General features: G+C 66.8%; 15 protein-coding genes. 8 read left to right on the forward strand and 7 right to left on the reverse strand.

The window, feature by feature from the left end:
• Nucleotides 1-72: 72 nt before the first annotated feature.
• Nucleotides 73-660: a fasciclin domain-containing protein gene (locus Q7V45_RS18975; protein WP_370692628.1), complete on the reverse strand. Its 588-nt coding sequence runs from the start codon at nt 658-660 to the stop codon at nt 73-75.
• Nucleotides 661-858: 198 nt separating this feature from the next.
• Between Q7V45_RS18975 and Q7V45_RS18980 the strand changes: the two genes are divergently transcribed.
• Together Q7V45_RS18980 and Q7V45_RS18985 are read left to right on the forward strand one after the other, a co-directional pair.
• The gene (locus tag Q7V45_RS18980; RefSeq protein WP_304854899.1) at nt 859-1947 is read left to right on the forward strand and encodes a mandelate racemase/muconate lactonizing enzyme family protein; all 1089 of its coding nucleotides are present in this window, start codon (nt 859-861) and stop codon (nt 1945-1947) included.
• Between the two features lie 45 nt (nt 1948-1992).
• Entirely contained in the window at nt 1993-3378 is a 1386-nt protein-coding gene (locus Q7V45_RS18985; RefSeq protein WP_304854901.1) for an amidase, read from the forward strand.
• 3 nt (nt 3379-3381) lie between these two features.
• On the opposite strand, the gene Q7V45_RS18990 is transcribed toward Q7V45_RS18985, so the two are convergent.
• The 4 genes from Q7V45_RS18990 to Q7V45_RS19005 all read right to left on the reverse strand — a co-directional run bounded on the left by Q7V45_RS18990 (nt 3382) and on the right by Q7V45_RS19005 (nt 6854).
• The gene (locus Q7V45_RS18990) at nt 3382-4371 is read right to left on the reverse strand and encodes a tripartite tricarboxylate transporter substrate binding protein (protein ID WP_304854902.1); all 990 of its coding nucleotides are present in this window, start codon (nt 4369-4371) and stop codon (nt 3382-3384) included.
• A gap of 77 nt (nt 4372-4448) precedes the next feature.
• Nucleotides 4449-5354: a patatin-like phospholipase family protein gene (locus Q7V45_RS18995; RefSeq protein ID WP_304854903.1), complete on the reverse strand. Its 906-nt coding sequence runs from the start codon at nt 5352-5354 to the stop codon at nt 4449-4451.
• Complete coding sequence (locus tag Q7V45_RS19000) at nt 5351-6049, reverse strand: TetR/AcrR family transcriptional regulator (RefSeq protein ID WP_304854905.1); 699 nt, start codon at nt 6047-6049, stop codon at nt 5351-5353. Before Q7V45_RS19000 ends, Q7V45_RS18995 begins: the two co-directional genes overlap by 4 nt.
• Nucleotide 6050: 1 nt before the next feature.
• Nucleotides 6051-6854 carry an SDR family oxidoreductase gene (locus tag Q7V45_RS19005; protein WP_304854906.1) on the reverse strand — a complete coding sequence of 268 codons (804 nt, stop codon included), beginning with the start codon at nt 6852-6854 and terminating at the stop codon, nt 6051-6053.
• Between the two features lie 76 nt (nt 6855-6930).
• On the opposite strand from Q7V45_RS19005, the gene Q7V45_RS19010 reads away from it, so the two are divergent.
• The 3 genes from Q7V45_RS19010 to Q7V45_RS19020 all read left to right on the forward strand — a co-directional run bounded on the left by Q7V45_RS19010 (nt 6931) and on the right by Q7V45_RS19020 (nt 11297).
• Entirely contained in the window at nt 6931-7737 is an 807-nt protein-coding gene (locus tag Q7V45_RS19010; protein ID WP_304854909.1) for a hypothetical protein, read from the forward strand.
• A 137-nt stretch (nt 7738-7874) separates the two neighbouring features.
• Complete coding sequence (locus Q7V45_RS19015; RefSeq protein ID WP_304854910.1) at nt 7875-9968, forward strand: 3-hydroxyacyl-CoA dehydrogenase NAD-binding domain-containing protein; 2094 nt, start codon at nt 7875-7877, stop codon at nt 9966-9968.
• A 138-nt stretch (nt 9969-10106) separates the two neighbouring features.
• Complete coding sequence (locus tag Q7V45_RS19020; protein ID WP_304854913.1) at nt 10107-11297, forward strand: acetyl-CoA C-acyltransferase; 1191 nt, start codon at nt 10107-10109, stop codon at nt 11295-11297.
• A gap of 63 nt (nt 11298-11360) precedes the next feature.
• On the opposite strand, the gene Q7V45_RS19025 is transcribed toward Q7V45_RS19020, so the two are convergent.
• Together Q7V45_RS19025 and Q7V45_RS19030 are read right to left on the reverse strand one after the other, a co-directional pair.
• Nucleotides 11361-12155, reverse strand: a complete 795-nt coding sequence (locus Q7V45_RS19025) for a ZIP family metal transporter (RefSeq protein WP_304854916.1) — start codon at nt 12153-12155, stop codon at nt 11361-11363.
• 83 nt (nt 12156-12238) lie between these two features.
• A complete protein-coding gene (locus Q7V45_RS19030; RefSeq protein ID WP_304854918.1) occupies nt 12239-13408 on the reverse strand; it encodes an alpha-hydroxy acid oxidase in 1170 nt (389 codons plus the stop codon).
• A gap of 167 nt (nt 13409-13575) precedes the next feature.
• On the opposite strand from Q7V45_RS19030, the gene Q7V45_RS19035 reads away from it, so the two are divergent.
• The 3 genes from Q7V45_RS19035 to Q7V45_RS19045 all read left to right on the forward strand — a co-directional run bounded on the left by Q7V45_RS19035 (nt 13576) and on the right by Q7V45_RS19045 (nt 16392).
• Nucleotides 13576-14580: an isopenicillin N synthase family oxygenase gene (locus Q7V45_RS19035; RefSeq protein ID WP_304854920.1), complete on the forward strand. Its 1005-nt coding sequence runs from the start codon at nt 13576-13578 to the stop codon at nt 14578-14580.
• A gap of 82 nt (nt 14581-14662) precedes the next feature.
• Nucleotides 14663-15460, forward strand: coding sequence for a phytanoyl-CoA dioxygenase family protein (locus Q7V45_RS19040; RefSeq protein WP_304854922.1), 798 nt, complete (start codon nt 14663-14665; stop codon nt 15458-15460).
• On the forward strand, nt 15457-16392 hold the full coding sequence (locus Q7V45_RS19045; RefSeq protein ID WP_304854925.1) for a glutathione S-transferase family protein: 936 nt from the start codon (nt 15457-15459) through the stop codon (nt 16390-16392). The genes Q7V45_RS19040 and Q7V45_RS19045 overlap by 4 nt, the downstream gene beginning before the upstream one ends.
• Nucleotides 16393-16422 lie beyond the last annotated feature (30 nt).

A 16422-nucleotide genomic window follows, 5' to 3' on the forward strand; every position in this document is an offset into this window, starting at 1 on the left:
GCGGGGCACCCTAGCGCAAATGAAAGCGGCGGGGAAAAGCCCCCCGCCGCCATTCGTCCAAGAAAGAGGGGTTCAGCCCTTGGGCAGGACGACCGTGTCGATCACGTGGATGACACCGTTCGACTGCTTCACGTCGGCGATCGTCACCGTGGCGACATTGCCATTCTCGTCGGTGAGCGTGATCTTTTCGCCCATCATCTTGGCCTGCAGCACGCAGCCGCCGACCGTCTTGACGGGATGCGTTCCCTTGTCGTCCGCGATCATCTTGGCAATCGCCGGCGACATCGCATTGGCGGCAACGACGTGGCAGGTCAGTATCTTCGTAAGCTTGGCCTTGTTCTCGGGCTTGACCAGCATCTCGACGGTGCCCGCCGGCAGCTTGGCGAAAGCGGCATCGGTCGGCGCAAAGACGGTGAACGGGCCCGCCCCCTGCAGTGTCTCGACGAGACCCGCAGCCTTCAGGGCGGCCACGAGCGTGGTGTGATCCTTCGAAGCGACCGCATTCTCGACGATGTTCTTCTTGGCATCCATCGCCGCGCCGCCGACCATCGGATTGGCAGGCGTGGAAGACGCGGCCGGAGCCATCGTCTGGGCAAAGGCCGGCGCGACGGCAACAAGGGACAGGGCGGCGACTGCGATCAGCGTATGACGCGTGAGCATGGTTTCTCTCCAGTTGGATGCAGTATTCGAGCAATGAGACCGACGGCGGCGCGCTCGCCTTCAGCCCGACAGGGCGGCTCTCTCGCTGCCCTGTCATTGTATGATACGTCACTGCCTCCAAGGCGGTTCCTCGCGTCGGTCACACACTATCGTGACGGGAACGATGTCGAACCAGGTGATCCAATGGGAGAAACAGGGATGCGCGTCACCGATCTCCGGACCGTTCTCGTCGAGGTGCCGCTCGACCGGCCGACGCGCAATTCGAGCGGCGTCAGCAACGACCGCATTGGTGCCGTATTGATCTTCGTCGACACCGACATCGGCGTCACCGGCGAGAGCTTCCTGTTCACTCTGGGCGGACGGCGCATCGAGGTGCTGCGCGCCATGGTCGACAGCCTGAAGCCCGCCCTCGTCGGCGAGGACATCCGCTACGCCGAGCGCTTCTGGGACCGCATGTGGCGCGAACTCTACTTCCTCGGCCACAAGGGCGTGACGATCTTCGGTCTCGCCGGCGTCGACACCGCGTTGTGGGACGCCAAGGGCAAGGCGCTCGGCCAGTCGGTCACCCACATGCTGGGCGCCGCGCGCGATCGCATCCCGGTCTACTCCAGCGCCGGCCTCTGGCTGTCGGCCACTCCGGACGAGTTGGCAAAGGAAGCCGCGGGCTACGTCGCCGAAGGTTTCAGCGGCGTGAAGATGCGCGTCGGCAAGGCACATGTGGAAGAAGACGTCGAGAGGGTCGCTTCCGTGCGCAAGGCGATCGGCCCTCGCGTCTCGCTGATGTGCGACGCCAGCCGCGGCTTCACCGCCGACCATGCGATCCGGCTCGGCCGCAAGCTGGAAGAGTTCGACCTCACCTGGTTCGAGGAGCCGGTCGCGCCCTACGATCATCGCGGCTCGGCCCGGGTCGCGGCTGCCCTCGACACGCCGATCGCCAGCGGCGAGACCGAGGCGACGCGCTACGGCTTCCGCGAGATGCTGGCGCACGGCGCCGCCGACATCTGGATGGCCGATCTCGCCCGCGTCGGCGGCGTCAGCGAGTTCGTGAAGGTGGCGCATCTCGCGGCGGCGCACGACATCGCCATCTCCAACCATCTCTTCACACAGCAGAGCATCGGCCTGCTCGGCGCCTTCGCCAACGCGACCTGGCTGGAATACATGCCGTGGACCTCGAAGCTCTACCGCGAGGCCATCGCGGTCGAGGACGGCCATGTCGCCGTGCCCGACCGTCCCGGCCTCGGCTTCACCTTCGATCCCGACGCGATAGAGCGCTATCGGGTGCGCTGAACCATCGTGCTAGGGTCGGTCCCTTCCATAGGGGACCGACCGACGATGACCGCGTACAGTGAATTCAAGCCGCTTACCTTCCACGACGCCACCAAGCACTTCGCCGACGGCAGCGATACGCCGCGCGCCTATCTCGAACGCTGCCTGGAGACGGTGGCGGCGCGCGAGCCGGTGGTGAAGGCTTTCACCGCCATCAACGAAGCCGGTGCCCGCGAGGCGGCGGACGCCAGCAGCGCGCGCTGGAAGGCGGGCAAGCCGCTCTCCTCGATCGACGGCATGCCGCTCGCCATCAAGGACCTGCTCGAGACGAAGGACATGCCCACCCAGATGGGCTGCGAGGCCTTCAAGGGCAATTTCCCCAAGCGCGACAATGCCGCCGTTTGGGCGCTGCGCCAGGCGGGCGCGGTGATCCTCGCCAAGGCGGTGACGGCCGAACTGGGCGGTTCGCATCCCGGCGCCACCACCAATCCGTTCGATGTGACGCGCACGCCGGGCGGTTCCTCCTCCGGGTCGGCCGCCGCCGTGGGCGCCAACATGGTGCCGGCCGCCATCGGCACACAGGTCGGCGGCTCGATCATCCGCCCCGCCGCCTATTGCGGAAACTTCGCACTGAAGCCGACGCAGGGCGGCATCAACCGCGGCGAGCGCCAGGCCACCAGCCAGAGTACGCACGGTCCGCACGCCAATTCGCTGCAGGACATGTGGCAGGTCGCGATCGAGATCGCCCAGCGCGCCGGCGGTGATCGCGGCGAGGTCGGCCTGATGGGTCCCTCCACCCTGCCCGCGGCCGTGAAGCCGAATCGTTTGGTCGTGCTGGAGACCGAGGGCTGGGTGGAACTGGACGACGCAACCAAGACGGCCTTCGACGGCGTTCTGAAACAGCTGCGCGACGCCGGAGTCGAGCTGATCTTCCGCAAGGACCATCCCTGGGTCGAGGCGCTGGAGAAGTCGATCGCCAACGGTCGAGCCATCTGCGGCGGCGTGACCGGCTGGGAGAATCGCTGGGGCCAGCGCGGCATCGTCGACAACAATCCCGCGGGCGTCAGCGAGCGGGCGAAGGCGACGCTGGCCAAGGCGGAGGCGATGACGCTCGACGACTATCGAATGGCGCTGCTGGCGCGCGAGACCGCCCAACGCCTGCACGCGACCCTGGCGCCACTGGCCGACGGGGCGATCACGCTTGCCTGTCCCGGGCCCGCCCCGCTCTGGTCGGGCGACGTGCCGGGCCGGCCGCTGGCGCCGCGCCCGACCGGCGACTTCGTGTTCAACGCGCCCAGCTCGATGCTGTTCGCGCCGGTCGTTACGATGCCGCTGATGAGCGTCGGCGGCATGCCCGTCGGCCTGCAGCTCATGGGCCAGCAGCACGAGGACGCCCGCATGACCGGCCTCGCGCGCTGGTTCGATGAGACCCTGAAGCGGGTCTCGGCCTGATCGTCAGACCGGCTGGATGCCCAGCGCGACGATGCGCGGGATGAGCGTCTTCTTCAGTCGCTCATAGTCGATCATGACTTCCTCGTGGGGCATCGGCTTCTCCACGAGGGCGAAGCTGTCCATCATCTTCTTGCCGGGCTCGGAGTCGGCTGCGGCGACCCAGAGATCGGACATCCTCTTCACGATGTCCTTCGGCGTCGCAGCCGGCGCCGCCAGCGCCAGCCAGCCCGACACGGTGAAGGCATCGTCGTCGAAGCCCTGCTCCCTTGAGGTCGGCACGTCGGGAAGCGCGCGCGCCCGCACCTTCGACGGTGCCGCAATGCCGCGGACGTCGCCCTTCACGATGAGCGCGTTCATCGCCTGCGGGCTGCCCATGGCGGCCTGGAGCTGACCCGCGCCCATGTCCTGCCACATCGGCGCCTCGCCCTTGTAGGTCACGACCTCCATGGTGAGGCCGTACTTCTCGTTCAGGGTCTGCGCGAAGATGTGCGCCGAGGACCCGACCGCCCACGAGCCGAAGTTCACCTTGTTCGTCTTGGCGTATTCGATGAACGACTTGATGTCCTTGACCTCGGCCGGCAGCGACTTGTGCACGACGACCGGCAGCACGCCAGAGGAAGTGCCGGACACGATCGTGAAGTCCTTGTCGGGATCGAAGCCCAGCGTCTTGAACATCACCCGGTTCTGTATGAGCGTGCTCGAGACCGAGTGCAGGAACGTGTAGCCGTCGGCCGGCGCGCGGGCCACCTGGGCCGCGCCGATGTTTCCGCTGGCGCCGGGCTTGTTGTCGATGATGACCTGCTGACCCGTGGCCTGGCTGACGGACTGGCCGAACGCCCGGGCAATGCCGTCGGTAAGGCCGCCGGCGGGAAAGTTCACGACGATGGTGATCGGCTTGTTCGGCCAAGCACCAGCTTGGGCGCGGACGATCGTAGGCGCGGCAAGGGCCAGGCCGGCAGTGGCGCGAAGAAGGGTGCGGCGGGTCGTCGTCATTGTCTTCAGTCCTCCCAGACTTTCAATCGGCAGGTCATATAGTGGTGCGATTCCGACGATGCTAGGGCAATGATCGATCAGTCTCGCACGTTCACGCCGGCCAGGCGGAGCCGCTTCACCAAGGCCGGCAGGGCGTCACGGGCGCTCCGTTCGCCCATGGCCTGCGCATTCACGAAATAGGTGCGTCGGGGTCCCGCGGCATATTCCAGGTCCGGATGAATCAGAAAATCGGCGGCGGCAAGCTCCGGATCGATGCGGCTGCGACGCCGTGCATCGCGCTCCAGAAGCGCCTTCGACGTACCCTGCGGCGCCGCCCCGGCCTTGGCCGAGACGTCGACGGCAATCACGAACCGGGCGCCGGCCTGGCGCGCGGCCCTGACCGCTACGGGCAGGGATTCGTCGGCATCCTCGAATTCCGTGCCGTTGATCCCGACCGGCGAAATGATCCGGGGCACGGCGCTGGAGGCCCGCACGGCGACGCCGATGTTGCCGCTCCGGAAGAAGACCGGCGCCTTGTCGTCCCTTCGGGTGGCCGCCACGATGAGCCGTCGCGGCATCTGCTCGATCGATTTGCCGCCCAGGCGCATGTTCACGTAGTCCTGCAAGCGCTGGCCTCGGATCCAGCCCCTGTCGGCGAACAAGGACAGGTCGAAGAGGGTGAACGGGCCTCCGCTCTGCGCGAACCTGTCGATTTCCTCGGCGTCGTAGCCGTTCGCCCAAAACGCTCCGATGAGGGCCCCGGCGCTCGATCCCACCACAAGATCGTAGTCGATGCCGGCCTCCTCCAGCACCTTCATGATGCCGATGTGGGCATAGCCGCGCGGACCACCACTGCCTAGCACGAGCGCAACCCGTGGCGCCGGCGTCATGGGCGCGACCGAGACCTCCGGAACCGGGCTGTCCGGGGCGGCATAGTTGAAGGCCGAACACCCGGACAGGGAGACCATCAAGGTGGCCACGGCAATGGCGTGCGCCACCATCATCGCTTCGCCGGTTTCCGCCGGGCCTTCTTTGCCTTGGGTGCAGGCAGAGAAGACGCCTCCAGCGCAGCATCGATTTTGCCCATCAGGTCCGCCTTGAGACGGGGCAGGACCTCCGGCGCCAGCACGAGGTGCTGCATGACATTGGCCTGCAGGATGCTGGCCATGCCATGCAGCGTCGACCAGACGAACAGCGCGTCCAGATCGGCCTTCGCATAATGCGCCGGGCCATCACCGTACCTCGCCCGCTGGCTGTTGCGCAGAATGTCGAAGGCATGCACCGCATACTTCACCAGTTCCGGATGCTGCGCGGGTTCCGGCCAGGGCGTGCCGAACATCAGCCGGTACTCCAGGGGCTTCTGCGCCGCATATGCGAGGTATGCGCTGCCCATGTCTTCATGATCGCCGTTTTCATCCGAGGATTTTCGGCGGTCGAGGTGCTCGGCAAAGTCCGCGAAACAGCGGCGCATGATTTCGGCCAGCAGGTGATCGCGGCTCTCGAAGTGCCGATAGGGCGCCTGATGCGAGATGCCCAGTTTGCGTGCGACGTCGCGCATGCTCAGGGCCTCGATGCCTTGCTCGGCGATGACGTCACGCGCGGCCTGGACACAGGCTTCCTTCAGATCGAACGACTTTTTTCTGCCTGTCGCCATGCCGTCCGAGCCACGAAATCGCCCTAGCTGTGGATCGACGTCCACGTCAGGCCGCATGATGCTTGGTCATTCCGCGCATAACCATCGCCATGATGCGGATTCGTCCCCACCGCGGCGTCATCGCGAGGCTATACCCCAGCACCTTGGCCAGCAGGCCGGGCCTTGCCGTTCCACGCCTGCCCAGGGCGTTCAGACTTTCAGCCGCCACGACATCGGGGTTTTCCGCCCGCCCCATGGTGAGCCCGGCGCGGCGGGCGAATCCCGTGGCGACAGGACCGGGTGCCACGGCCAGAACGTCGATCCCGCGGTCGGCCCACTCGGCCCGAAGACCTTCGGCGAGTGTCTGCACGTAGGACTTGGTGGCAGCGTAGTGGGCCGAGCGTGGCACGCCCTGGAACGCCACGATCGAGCTCAGCAGGATCAGGCCACCGCGGCCCCGCGACTTAAAACGTCGGCCGAACCCCCAGCTCAGCGCAGTCGAAGCGCCACAGTTGACGCGCAGCATGTCGAGTTCCTCGCCGATATCGCCTTCGAGAAAGCACCCGGCCGTGCCGAAACCGGCAGAGCACACCACCAAGCCGACGTCATGGCGTGCCGTGCGATCCAGCACCTCGGCCACGCCCTCGGCGGTAGACAGATCCGCGGCCAGCACTTCGCATTGCGTTCCATGGGCCTGCGTCAGGTTGTCCGCCAGGGCCTCGAGGAGATGTGACCGCCGAGCCACCAGCACCAGATGGAATCCCTGCTGTGCGAGGGCTGCGGCAAAGCTCCTGCCGATGCCTTCCGAAGCGCCCGTCACCAGCGCCCAGGGGCCGTACCGGACCTCGAGCGGTTCGCGTCGGTTGATCATGAAATTCACCCCCTGGAGTTGACGCCGTCAACAATCTAGCCAATGATGGTTGACGCCGTCAACAAAAGAGATGTCCGTGGCCCCCTCCAACCTCGTGCTCCTCGATGCATCCCGGTACACATCGCGCGATCTCGTCGCGGGGTTCGCGCGCCGCCATCGCGCACTCGTCATCTATGCGGGGCTGATGGCCTGCCTGATGGTGCCCACGCTGGTCCTCATGGCCTTCGACGAACGCACGACGCGCGAGGTCGGCGTCTGGGCCAAGCCCCTGAAGTTCATGGCCTCCACCGCGCTGTTCTCGCTGTCCACGGCATGGTTCATGGACCTCCTGCCCGAGTCCGTGCGGACCTCGCCTGCGAACCGGGCAATGATATGGACGGTGATCCTGACGTCGGCGTTCGAGGTGGCCTACATCAGCATCCAGGGCGCACTCGGCGCCCCGTCCCACTACAACACCGCCGACGCCTTTCATGCCGCGATGTTCGGCCTGATGGCAGTGGCGGCAGTCATGCTGACGGGAACGCAGGCATTCCTGGCGTGGCAGATCTTCGTCCACGGCGTGCAACGCCCGCGACCGGTGGCGACCCAGGCCGTCATCGTCGGGCTCGTCCTCACCTTTGTGCTGGCGACGGCCAGCGGATTCATGCTGGGCGCCAGCCAGCCCCCTGTCGGCGTCGGCGTGCCGGTCGTCGGCTGGCACCTGACGGGCGGAGATACAAGGCCCGCGCATTTCCTCGGCGTGCATGCCCAGCAGTTCATCCCCCTGGCGGGCTTCCTGCTCCAGCGATTCGCGGGACACGCGGCCGGCCTCTGGCTCGCCGCTTTCGTCGCAGCCTATTCGGCGGGCTGGCTCCTGCTGTCGGTGGCGGGCCTGCAAGCGTAGCCTCCAGCTCGCGACACTCATGTCCTGGAAAGATGCGAGCGACGCTTCGCAAAGCGAAACCCCGGAGCGCCTTGCGATGGCGACATCCGTGCTAAGAGGGGCTCAACAGCAACAGCCTCGACAGGGAAGACCCGCCAATGTCCGACGCCGTAATTCGCTCCACAGAGGGGCGCATCGGAATCCTCACGATCAACAATCCGCCGGTGAATGCGCTGGCCGCGGCGGTACGCGCCGGCATCAAGGACGGCGTCGAGGCGTTCGGCCGGGACTCGAACGTCGATGCCATCGTGCTGATCGGCGGCGGCCGCACCTTCATCGCCGGCGCCGACATCCGCGAATTCGGCAAGCCGCCATCGGGCCCGAACCTGAACGACGTCATCGCGACGATGGAGAACTCGCCCAAGCTGATCGTGGCGGCGCTGCACGGCACGCCGCTGGGCGGCGGCCTCGAGACGGCGCTGGGCGCCCACTATCGCGTCGCCCTGCCGACCACGCGCATGGGCCTGCCGGAAGTGCATCTCGGCCTGCTGCCGGGCGCCGGTGGCACCCAGCGCCTGCCGCGCCTCACCGGCGCCAAGTATGCGCTCGACGCCATCCTGTCGGGCCGACACATCCCGGCCGCCGAGGCCAAGAGCAAGGGCATCGTCGATGCGATCGTCGAGGGCGACCTGCTGAAGGGCGCCATCGCGCATACCGAGATGCTGCTGGCGCAGAAGGCGCCATTGCGCCGGGTCCGCGACCTCAGCGTGACGCTGGAATCGCCCGAGCTGTTCGCCGAGACCGAGAAGTCGATTGCCCGCAAGGCACGCGGCTTCAAGGCGCCGTGGAACATCATCAAGTGCGTGCAGGCCGCCGTCGATCTGCCGTTCGACGAGGGCATGAAGCGCGAGCGCGAGCTGTTTGCCGAGCTGCTGACCTCGACTGAGTCCGCGGCGCAGCGCTACTACTTCTTCGCCGAGCGCGAGGCCGCCAAGGTCAAGGACGTGCCGGCCGACACGCCGCAGCGCGAGATCAAGACCGGCGGCATCATCGGCGCCGGCACGATGGGCGGCGGCATCGCGATGAACTTCGCCAATGCGGGCGTGCCCGTGACGATGCTGGAAACCAGCCAGGAGGCGCTGGATCGCGGCCTCAAGACCATCCGCACCAACTACGAGAACACCGCCAAGCGCGGCGGCATGAAGGCCGAGGATGTCGAGAAGCGCATGGCGCTGATCACGCCGACCCTCGACTACAATGCCCTCAAGGATGCCGACGTCATCATCGAGGCGGTTTTCGAGACGATGGAAGTCAAGGAAACCGTCTTCAAGAAGCTCGACGAGGTCGCCAAGCCCGGCGCCATCCTGGCCACCAACACGTCGGGCCTCGACGTCAACCAGATCGCTTCCTACACGAAGCGGCCCGGCGACGTGATCGGCATGCACTTCTTCTCGCCGGCCAACGTCATGAAGCTGCTGGAGAACGTACGCGGCAAGGCGACCGAGAAGGACGTCATCGCCACGGTCATGTCGTTCTCCAAGAAGATCGGCAAGATCCCGGTCCTGGTCGGCGTCTGCGAAGGCTTCGTCGGCAACCGCATGCTGCGCATGCGCGGCATCCAGTCGGCCTACATGATGGAGGAAGGCGCCCTTCCTCAGCAGATCGACAAGGTGGTCTACGACTACGGCTTCCCGATGGGCCCCTTCGCCATGAGCGACCTCGCCGGCAACGACGTCGGCTGGCGCATCCGCCAGGGCAAGAAGGAGAAGGAAAAGCGCAACGTGCGCTACACCGGCTACGTCGCCGACGCGATCTGCGAGCTGGGCCGCTTCGGCCAGAAGACCGGCGCGGGCTACTACAAGTACAATCTGCCCGACCGCACGCCGATCCCCGATCCCGAGGTCGAGAAGATCATCGAGGAGACCTCGAAGAAGCTCGGCATCACGCGCCGCGCCATTTCCGACCAGGAGATCCTGGAGCGCGCGCTCTATCCGATGGTGAACGAGGGCGCCAAGATCCTCGAAGAGGGCATGGCCCAGCGCTCGCTCGACATCGACGTGATCTGGGTCAACGGTTACGGCTGGCCGGTCTATCGCGGCGGCCCGATGTGGTGGGCCGACAATGTCGTCGGCCTCAAGACCATCCACGACGCGCTGCTGAAGTATCGCGATGCTTCCGGCGACCCGTTCTGGGAGCCTGCTCCGCTGCTCAAGAAGCTGGTGCAGGAAGGCAAGAAGTTCTCTAGCGTCTGAGTTTAAGCACGCTGTCATCCCGAGCGCAGCGAGGGACCTTTCCGGAACAGTAAAGGTCCCTCGGCCTTCGGCCTCGGGAGGACAATTATCGGAAGTCAACGCCGTGCCATCTGGGCGGCGATCGAGGAGGAAAGAAAAATGGCTGATGCAGTAATCGTCTCCACCGCCCGCACGCCGATCGGCAAGGCATTCCGCGGCATCTTCAACGACACGCACGGCGCCGACATGGGCGCGCACGTGATCAAGCACGCCGCCGAGCGCGCCAAGGTCGACCTGGCCGAAGTCGAGGACGTGATTCTGGGCTGCGCCGCGCCGGAAGGCACCACGGGCTCCAACGTGGCGCGCGTCTCGGCCATGCGAGCCGGCGCGCCGGTCAGCGTCTCGGGCGTGACCGTCAACCGCTTCTGCTCCTCGGGCCTGCAGACCATCTCGATGGCCGCCCAGCGCGTGCTGGTCGACAAGGTGCCGGTGATGATCGCCGGCGGCCTCGAGTCGGTGTCGCTGGTCCAGGGCCCGCCGGGCGGCAACAAGAACCGTCTGGTGAACCCGTGGGTGCAGGAGCACGTGCCGGGCATCTACCACGCCATGATCACGACGGCCGACACGGTCGCCGCGCGCTACGGCATCAGCCGCGAGGCCCAGGACGAGTACTCGCTGCAGAGCCAGCTGCGCACTGCGGCAGGCCAGCAGGCCGGCAAGTTCGACGACGAGATCGTGCCGATGGAGACCACGATGCTGGTCACCGACAAGAACACCAACGAGACCACCCGCAAGACGGTGAAGCTCACCAAGGACGAGGGCAACCGTCCCGACACGACGCTCGAGGGCCTGGCCAAGCTGCAGCCGGTCGCCGGTCCCGACAAGTGGATCACCGCCGGCAATGCCAGCCAGCTCTCGGACGGCGCTTCGGCCGCGGTCATCATGAGCGATGCCGAAGCCGCCAAGCGCGGCCTGACGCCGCTCGGCATCTACAAGGGCCTGGTCGTCGCCGGCTGCGAGCCGGACGAAATGGGCATCGGCCCGGTCTACGCGATCCCGAAGCTGCTGAAGCGGTTCGGCCTCAAGATGGACGACATCGACCTGTGGGAGCTGAACGAGGCCTTCGCGGTGCAGGTCCTGTACTGCCGCGACAAGCTCGGCATCCCCAACGAGAAGCTGAACGTCAACGGCGGCTCGATCTCGATCGGCCATCCGTTCGGCATGACCGGCGCGCGCTGCACCGGCCACGCCCTGATCGAGGGCCGTCGCCGCAAGGCCAAGAACGTCGTCGTGACCATGTGCATCGGCGGCGGCATGGGCGCCGCCGGCCTGTTCGAGGTGGTGCAGTAAGTCACTGCTAACGACTAAGGAAAGCCTCCTCTGCTCCGGCGGAGGAGGCTTTTTCTTTGCTCCTCATCCCAGCATGACGTCGAGGAACATCATCACCACCAGGCCGATCATCAGGCCGACCGTGCCATGGGTCTCGAAGCCGCGGCGGTGGGTTTCGGGGATGATCTCGTCGCTGATCACGAAGATCATGGCGCCGCCGGCATAGGCCAGGCCCCAGGGCAGCAGCGATTGCGCCACGGTGACGGCGCCGGCCCCCAGCAGGCCGCCAATCGGTTCGACCAGCCCGGTCAGCAGCGCCACCAGGAACACCTGCCCCTTGCTGTAGTCGAGGCTCAGCAGCGCGACAGCGACGGCCAGCCCCTCCGGCATGTTCTGCAAGCCTATCCCGATCGCCAGGGCCACCGCCTTGCCGAGATCGTCGCCGCCGAAGCCCACGCCGACCGCCAGCCCCTCGGGGAAGTTGTGCAGGGTGATGGCGATGACGAACAGCCAGATGCGCCGGAAGCGCGGCGCGTCGGGTCCCTGCCGGCCCATGATGAAATGCTCGTGCGGCAGGTAGCGATGGACCAGCCACAGGCTGGCGGCCCCGAGCAGGATGCCGGCGATCACCAGGGTGACGGCCCCCAGCTTGGTCGCCCCCTGCTCCTGCGCCACGTCGATGCCGGGAATGATGAGCGAGAAGAACGAGGCCGCCAGCATCACGCCGGCGGCGAAGCCCAGCATGACGTCCTGCGTCTGCTCGGAGGGCTTTCGGATGAACAGGATCGGCAGCGCGCCGATCGCGGTCGCCAGGCCCGCGCACAGGCTGGCGAGGGCACCGGCCAGGATCGGCGACGACGAGGCGAAAGCGGCAAGCATCTGGACTCCCTCATCAGAACGAAACCCGGTCTGGCGAGAAAGCGCGACCTCGCGCCGAAGCGCAACTTGGCCCTGAGTATAGATCAGCGCCGGTTGCGGCGCAGATCCTCCTCGTCCTGCCACATCATGAACTGCGGGCCGAGATCGGCGATCCGGGTGGCGCCGATCTGGGCCATGCTGATGTCGACCTCGCGCCGGAAGATCTCCAGCGCCTTGGCCGCGCCCGCCACGCCCCCGGCCGTGACGCCGTAGAGCGTCGGCCGGCCGACGAACACGAACTTGGCGCCCATGCACAGCGCGATGATGGCGTCGAGGCCGCGGCGCACGCCGCCGTCGAACATCACCGTCATCTTGTCGCCAACCGCGTCGCGGATCGCCGGCAGCACCTCGAGCGGCGACGGCGCCAGGTCGAGCTGACGGGCGCCGTGGTTGGAGACCATGACGCCGTCCACGCCCATCGAGTGGGCGCGGATCGCGTCGTCGGGATGCATGATCCCCTTGAGCACGAAATTGCCCTTCCACAGTTCACGGAAGCGCTCGACATGCTTCCACGTCATGGGCGCGCGGTTCTGGTAGGCGACCATGTCGGCCACCTTGTCGGCCGTCGCATCGGGACCGGCATATTTGGCCCAGTTGTCGAAATAGGGCGTGCCATGGCGGAACCACTGCATCATCCAGGCCGGGTGCAGCAGCGCCTCGAACTTGGTCTTCCAGGTGAGCTTGAGCGGGCGCGACCAGCCGTTGCGCGTGTTGCGCTCGCGGTTGGAGCCCTCGGGCACGTCGACGGTGAAGACCAGGGTCCGCAGGCCGGCATCGGCCGAGCGCTTGATCATGTCCTCCGACACGGCCTGGTCCTTGGCGGAATAGAGCTGGTACCAGCCATGGTCGGGCGCCAGCCTGCCGAGATCCTCGATCGAGCCGGTGCTGGAACCCGACATGATGAACGGCACGTTGGCGTCGCGCGCCGCTTCGGCCAGCATGAGGTCGGCGCCGTGGCGGAACAGGCCGGCGAGGCCGGTCGGGGCGATGCCGATGGGGCTGGAATAGGTCCGGCCGAACAGGGTGGTGGCCTGGTCGCGCACCGAGACGTCGACGAGGTAGCGCGGCACGATGCGCGCCTTGCGGAACGCCTGCTCGTTGGTGACGAGGCCGACTTCGTCGTCGGTGCCGCCCTCGATGAAGTCGTAGGCGATCTTGGGCAGCCGCTTCTTGGCGAGCTTGCGCAGATCATCGATGTTCACCACGCCGTCCATCGTCTCACTCCTCGATCCGTCGGCAGCCGCCATTTATTTGCAACAGTTTGACCGGCTTTGACGAATCCGGCCAGAGCCGCGTTCCGCCCCGCGTCCGGCGACCGCCGGCGCCGGCGCCGCTGGCATGCCGCTTGCAGCCCTTCGGGGGAAACCGGACGAGGCCCAGGATGACAAGCTCTGCCTTTCCCATCATCGATCTTGGACCCTGGTTCGACGGTGGCCCGTCCGGCCGCCGTGCGGTGGCCGATCAGGTTCGCATCGCCTGCGAGTCCGCCGGCTTCTTCGCCATCGTCGGACACCGGGTGCCCGATGGGACGATCGAGGCGATGCGCTCTGTTTCACGGGATTTCTTCGACCTGCCGACACTCCGGAAGATGGAGGTGGCACGCCCCCGGCCCGAGCAGAACCGCGCCTATCATGCCGAAGGCACGGAGACCCTGGCGCGGCTGGCCGGCAACGAGACCCCGCCCGACTACAAGGAGGTGTTCGCCATCGGACCGCTCGACGTGCCCGCGGACGATCCCTGGTATCACGGCGCGCCCGGTGCCTACCCGAATTACGCCCCCAACCTCTGGCCCTCCGACCTTCCCGGCTTCGAGCCTGCCTGGCGGGCCTACTGGACGGCGATGGAAAGCCTGCAGGACACGATCAGCCGCATCTTCGCCCTGTCGCTCGACCTGCCGGAGGACTGGTTCGCGGCGGCCCTCGCGCGCCATTGCAGCATGCTGCGGGCGCTCAACTATCCCGCCCAGCGCCAGCTTCCCCGGCCGGGACAGCTCCGCGCCGGCGAGCATACCGATCTCGGCATGATGACGATCCTCAAGAACGAGGCGGCCGACGGCGGGCTCGAAGTACGCGACCTCGACGGCAACTGGCACGAGGCGCCGCCGGTCGAGGATGGATTCATCGTCAATATCGGGGATCTGCTGATGCGCTGGTCGAACGACCGCTTCCGGTCGACCCTGCATCGCGTGGCCAATCCCCGCTCGGGAGGCGGTGCCCGGCGCCTGTCCATCGCCTACTTCGTGGCGCCGGCCTACGATGCGCTGATCGAATGCCTGCCGAGCTGCGCCACGGCAGACCGTCCGGCGAAGTATCCCGCAGTGACCGTCGCCGCCTATCGCAACGCCCGATTTGCCCGCACAGCGGCACCCATCGTCACCGCCGCCTGAGACGACCAGAATCCCCTACTCCCTGTCGGACCCTTGCGTTAGCGTCGGCCAAACGCCAAAGAGCAACAAGGGAGGCCGCGTCATGGAGTTGACGGACCAACAGATCGAGCAATTCGATCGCGACGGTTTTCTCGTCTTCCCCGACCTTTTCGACCGCAGCGAAGTCGCGGTGCTGCGGCGCGAGGTCGCCCGACTTTCCGGGATCGACAGCGAGGAGGTCGTCCGCGAGCATACCGGTGGCGTCCGCACCATCTTCCGCGTCCACGAGGATGACGGCGCGACCCGTTCGAAGCCCTTCCACGCGCTGGTCCGCACGCCGCGCCTGCTGCGGCCGGTGCAGCAGGTGCTGAAGGACGACGGCGTCTACGTCTATCACACCAAGATCAACACCAAGCCTGCCATCGAGGGCACGGTCTGGCAGTGGCACCAGGATTACGGCTCGTGGATGCGCGACGGCTGCCGGCGGCCCGACATGGCGACCTTCAACCTGATGATGACCGACACGACCGAGATGGGCGGCGCCCTCTACCTGATCCCCGGCAGCCACAAGCTCGGCCGCATTGAGCCGGTCTACGACGAATCGACCTCCTACAAGTTCTGGGCGATGCCGAAGCAACGGATGATCGAGATCCTGAAGAGCTCGCCGGAGCCGGTTGCCGTCACCGGCCGGGCCGGAACCTGCGTGTTGTTCCACTGCAACGTGCTGCATGCGTCGGGCCACAATCTCTCGGCCGAGGACCGCTGGCACATCTACGTGTCCTGCAACACGGTGGCCAACAGGCCGCAGCTCGGCGAGACTCCGCGGCCGGACTGGGTCGTGTCGCGCAACTGGAATCCCCTGCCCCTCGAGGCGGACGACGGCGTCCTGAAGGCGGCGTGACACTCCCACCGACCTCCCTGATCCTCCACCAGTACGACTTCTCGAATTTCGCCGAGAAGGCGCGGTTGATGATGGGCTTCAAGAGCCTGGCGTGGCGGGCCGTCGAGATTCCGCCCATCGCGCCCAAGCCCAAACTGACGCCGCTGACCGGCGGCTATCGTCGCACGCCGGTGCTGCAGGACGGCGCCGATGTCTGGTGCGACACCAGGCTTATCGCCCGCGAGCTGGAACGGCGCGTGCCGCAGCCGACCTTCTACCCTCCAAACACATCGGGCACGGCCGACGCCATCGCCTGGTGGGCCGAGCAGCAGTTCATGCGGCCGACCGCGCTGTACGTGTCGGGCATCAACGCCGACCACATGCCCGACGGGCTGCACGCCGACCGCGCCAAGCTGCACGGCCTGCCGATGCCGTCGATCGAGGCGGTGCGCAAGGCCGCGTTCCGGAACCTCCAGCTCGTGCGGCCGCAGGTGAAATGGATCGCCGACATGCTGTCGGATGGAAGGCCCTATCTGCTGGGCAACGCGCCCTGCATCGCCGACTTCGCCACCTATCACGTCGTCTGGTTTTTCCGCGGCCGCCACATCGACTGCCGCGAGGTGCTGAACATCTATCCGCGCCTGCTGGCCTGGCGCGATCGCATGGAAGCGATCGGCCACGGGGACCGAACGAACATCGACGCCGACGAGGCCCTGGCGGAAGCCCGCGCCGCGACGCCGGCGAGCCCGCGCCCCTCGCAGCCACAGGAAGGCGATCCCCTGCCCGGCCAGCGCGCCCGCGTGCGCGCCTCCGACAATGCTAGGGACTGGATCGAGGGCGAGGTGCATTTCATCGACGCCGACGAAATCGCGCTCCTGCACGAGAACGACGAGGTGGGGCAGGTCGCGGTGCACTTTCCGCGGCTGGGGTACGACTGGCGGTCCATAAGTTAAAGGTCCCTCGCTTGCGCTCGGGATGACAAC

This window comes from Reyranella sp. (assembly GCF_030651995.1).
Lineage (GTDB): Bacteria > Pseudomonadota > Alphaproteobacteria > Reyranellales > Reyranellaceae > Reyranella.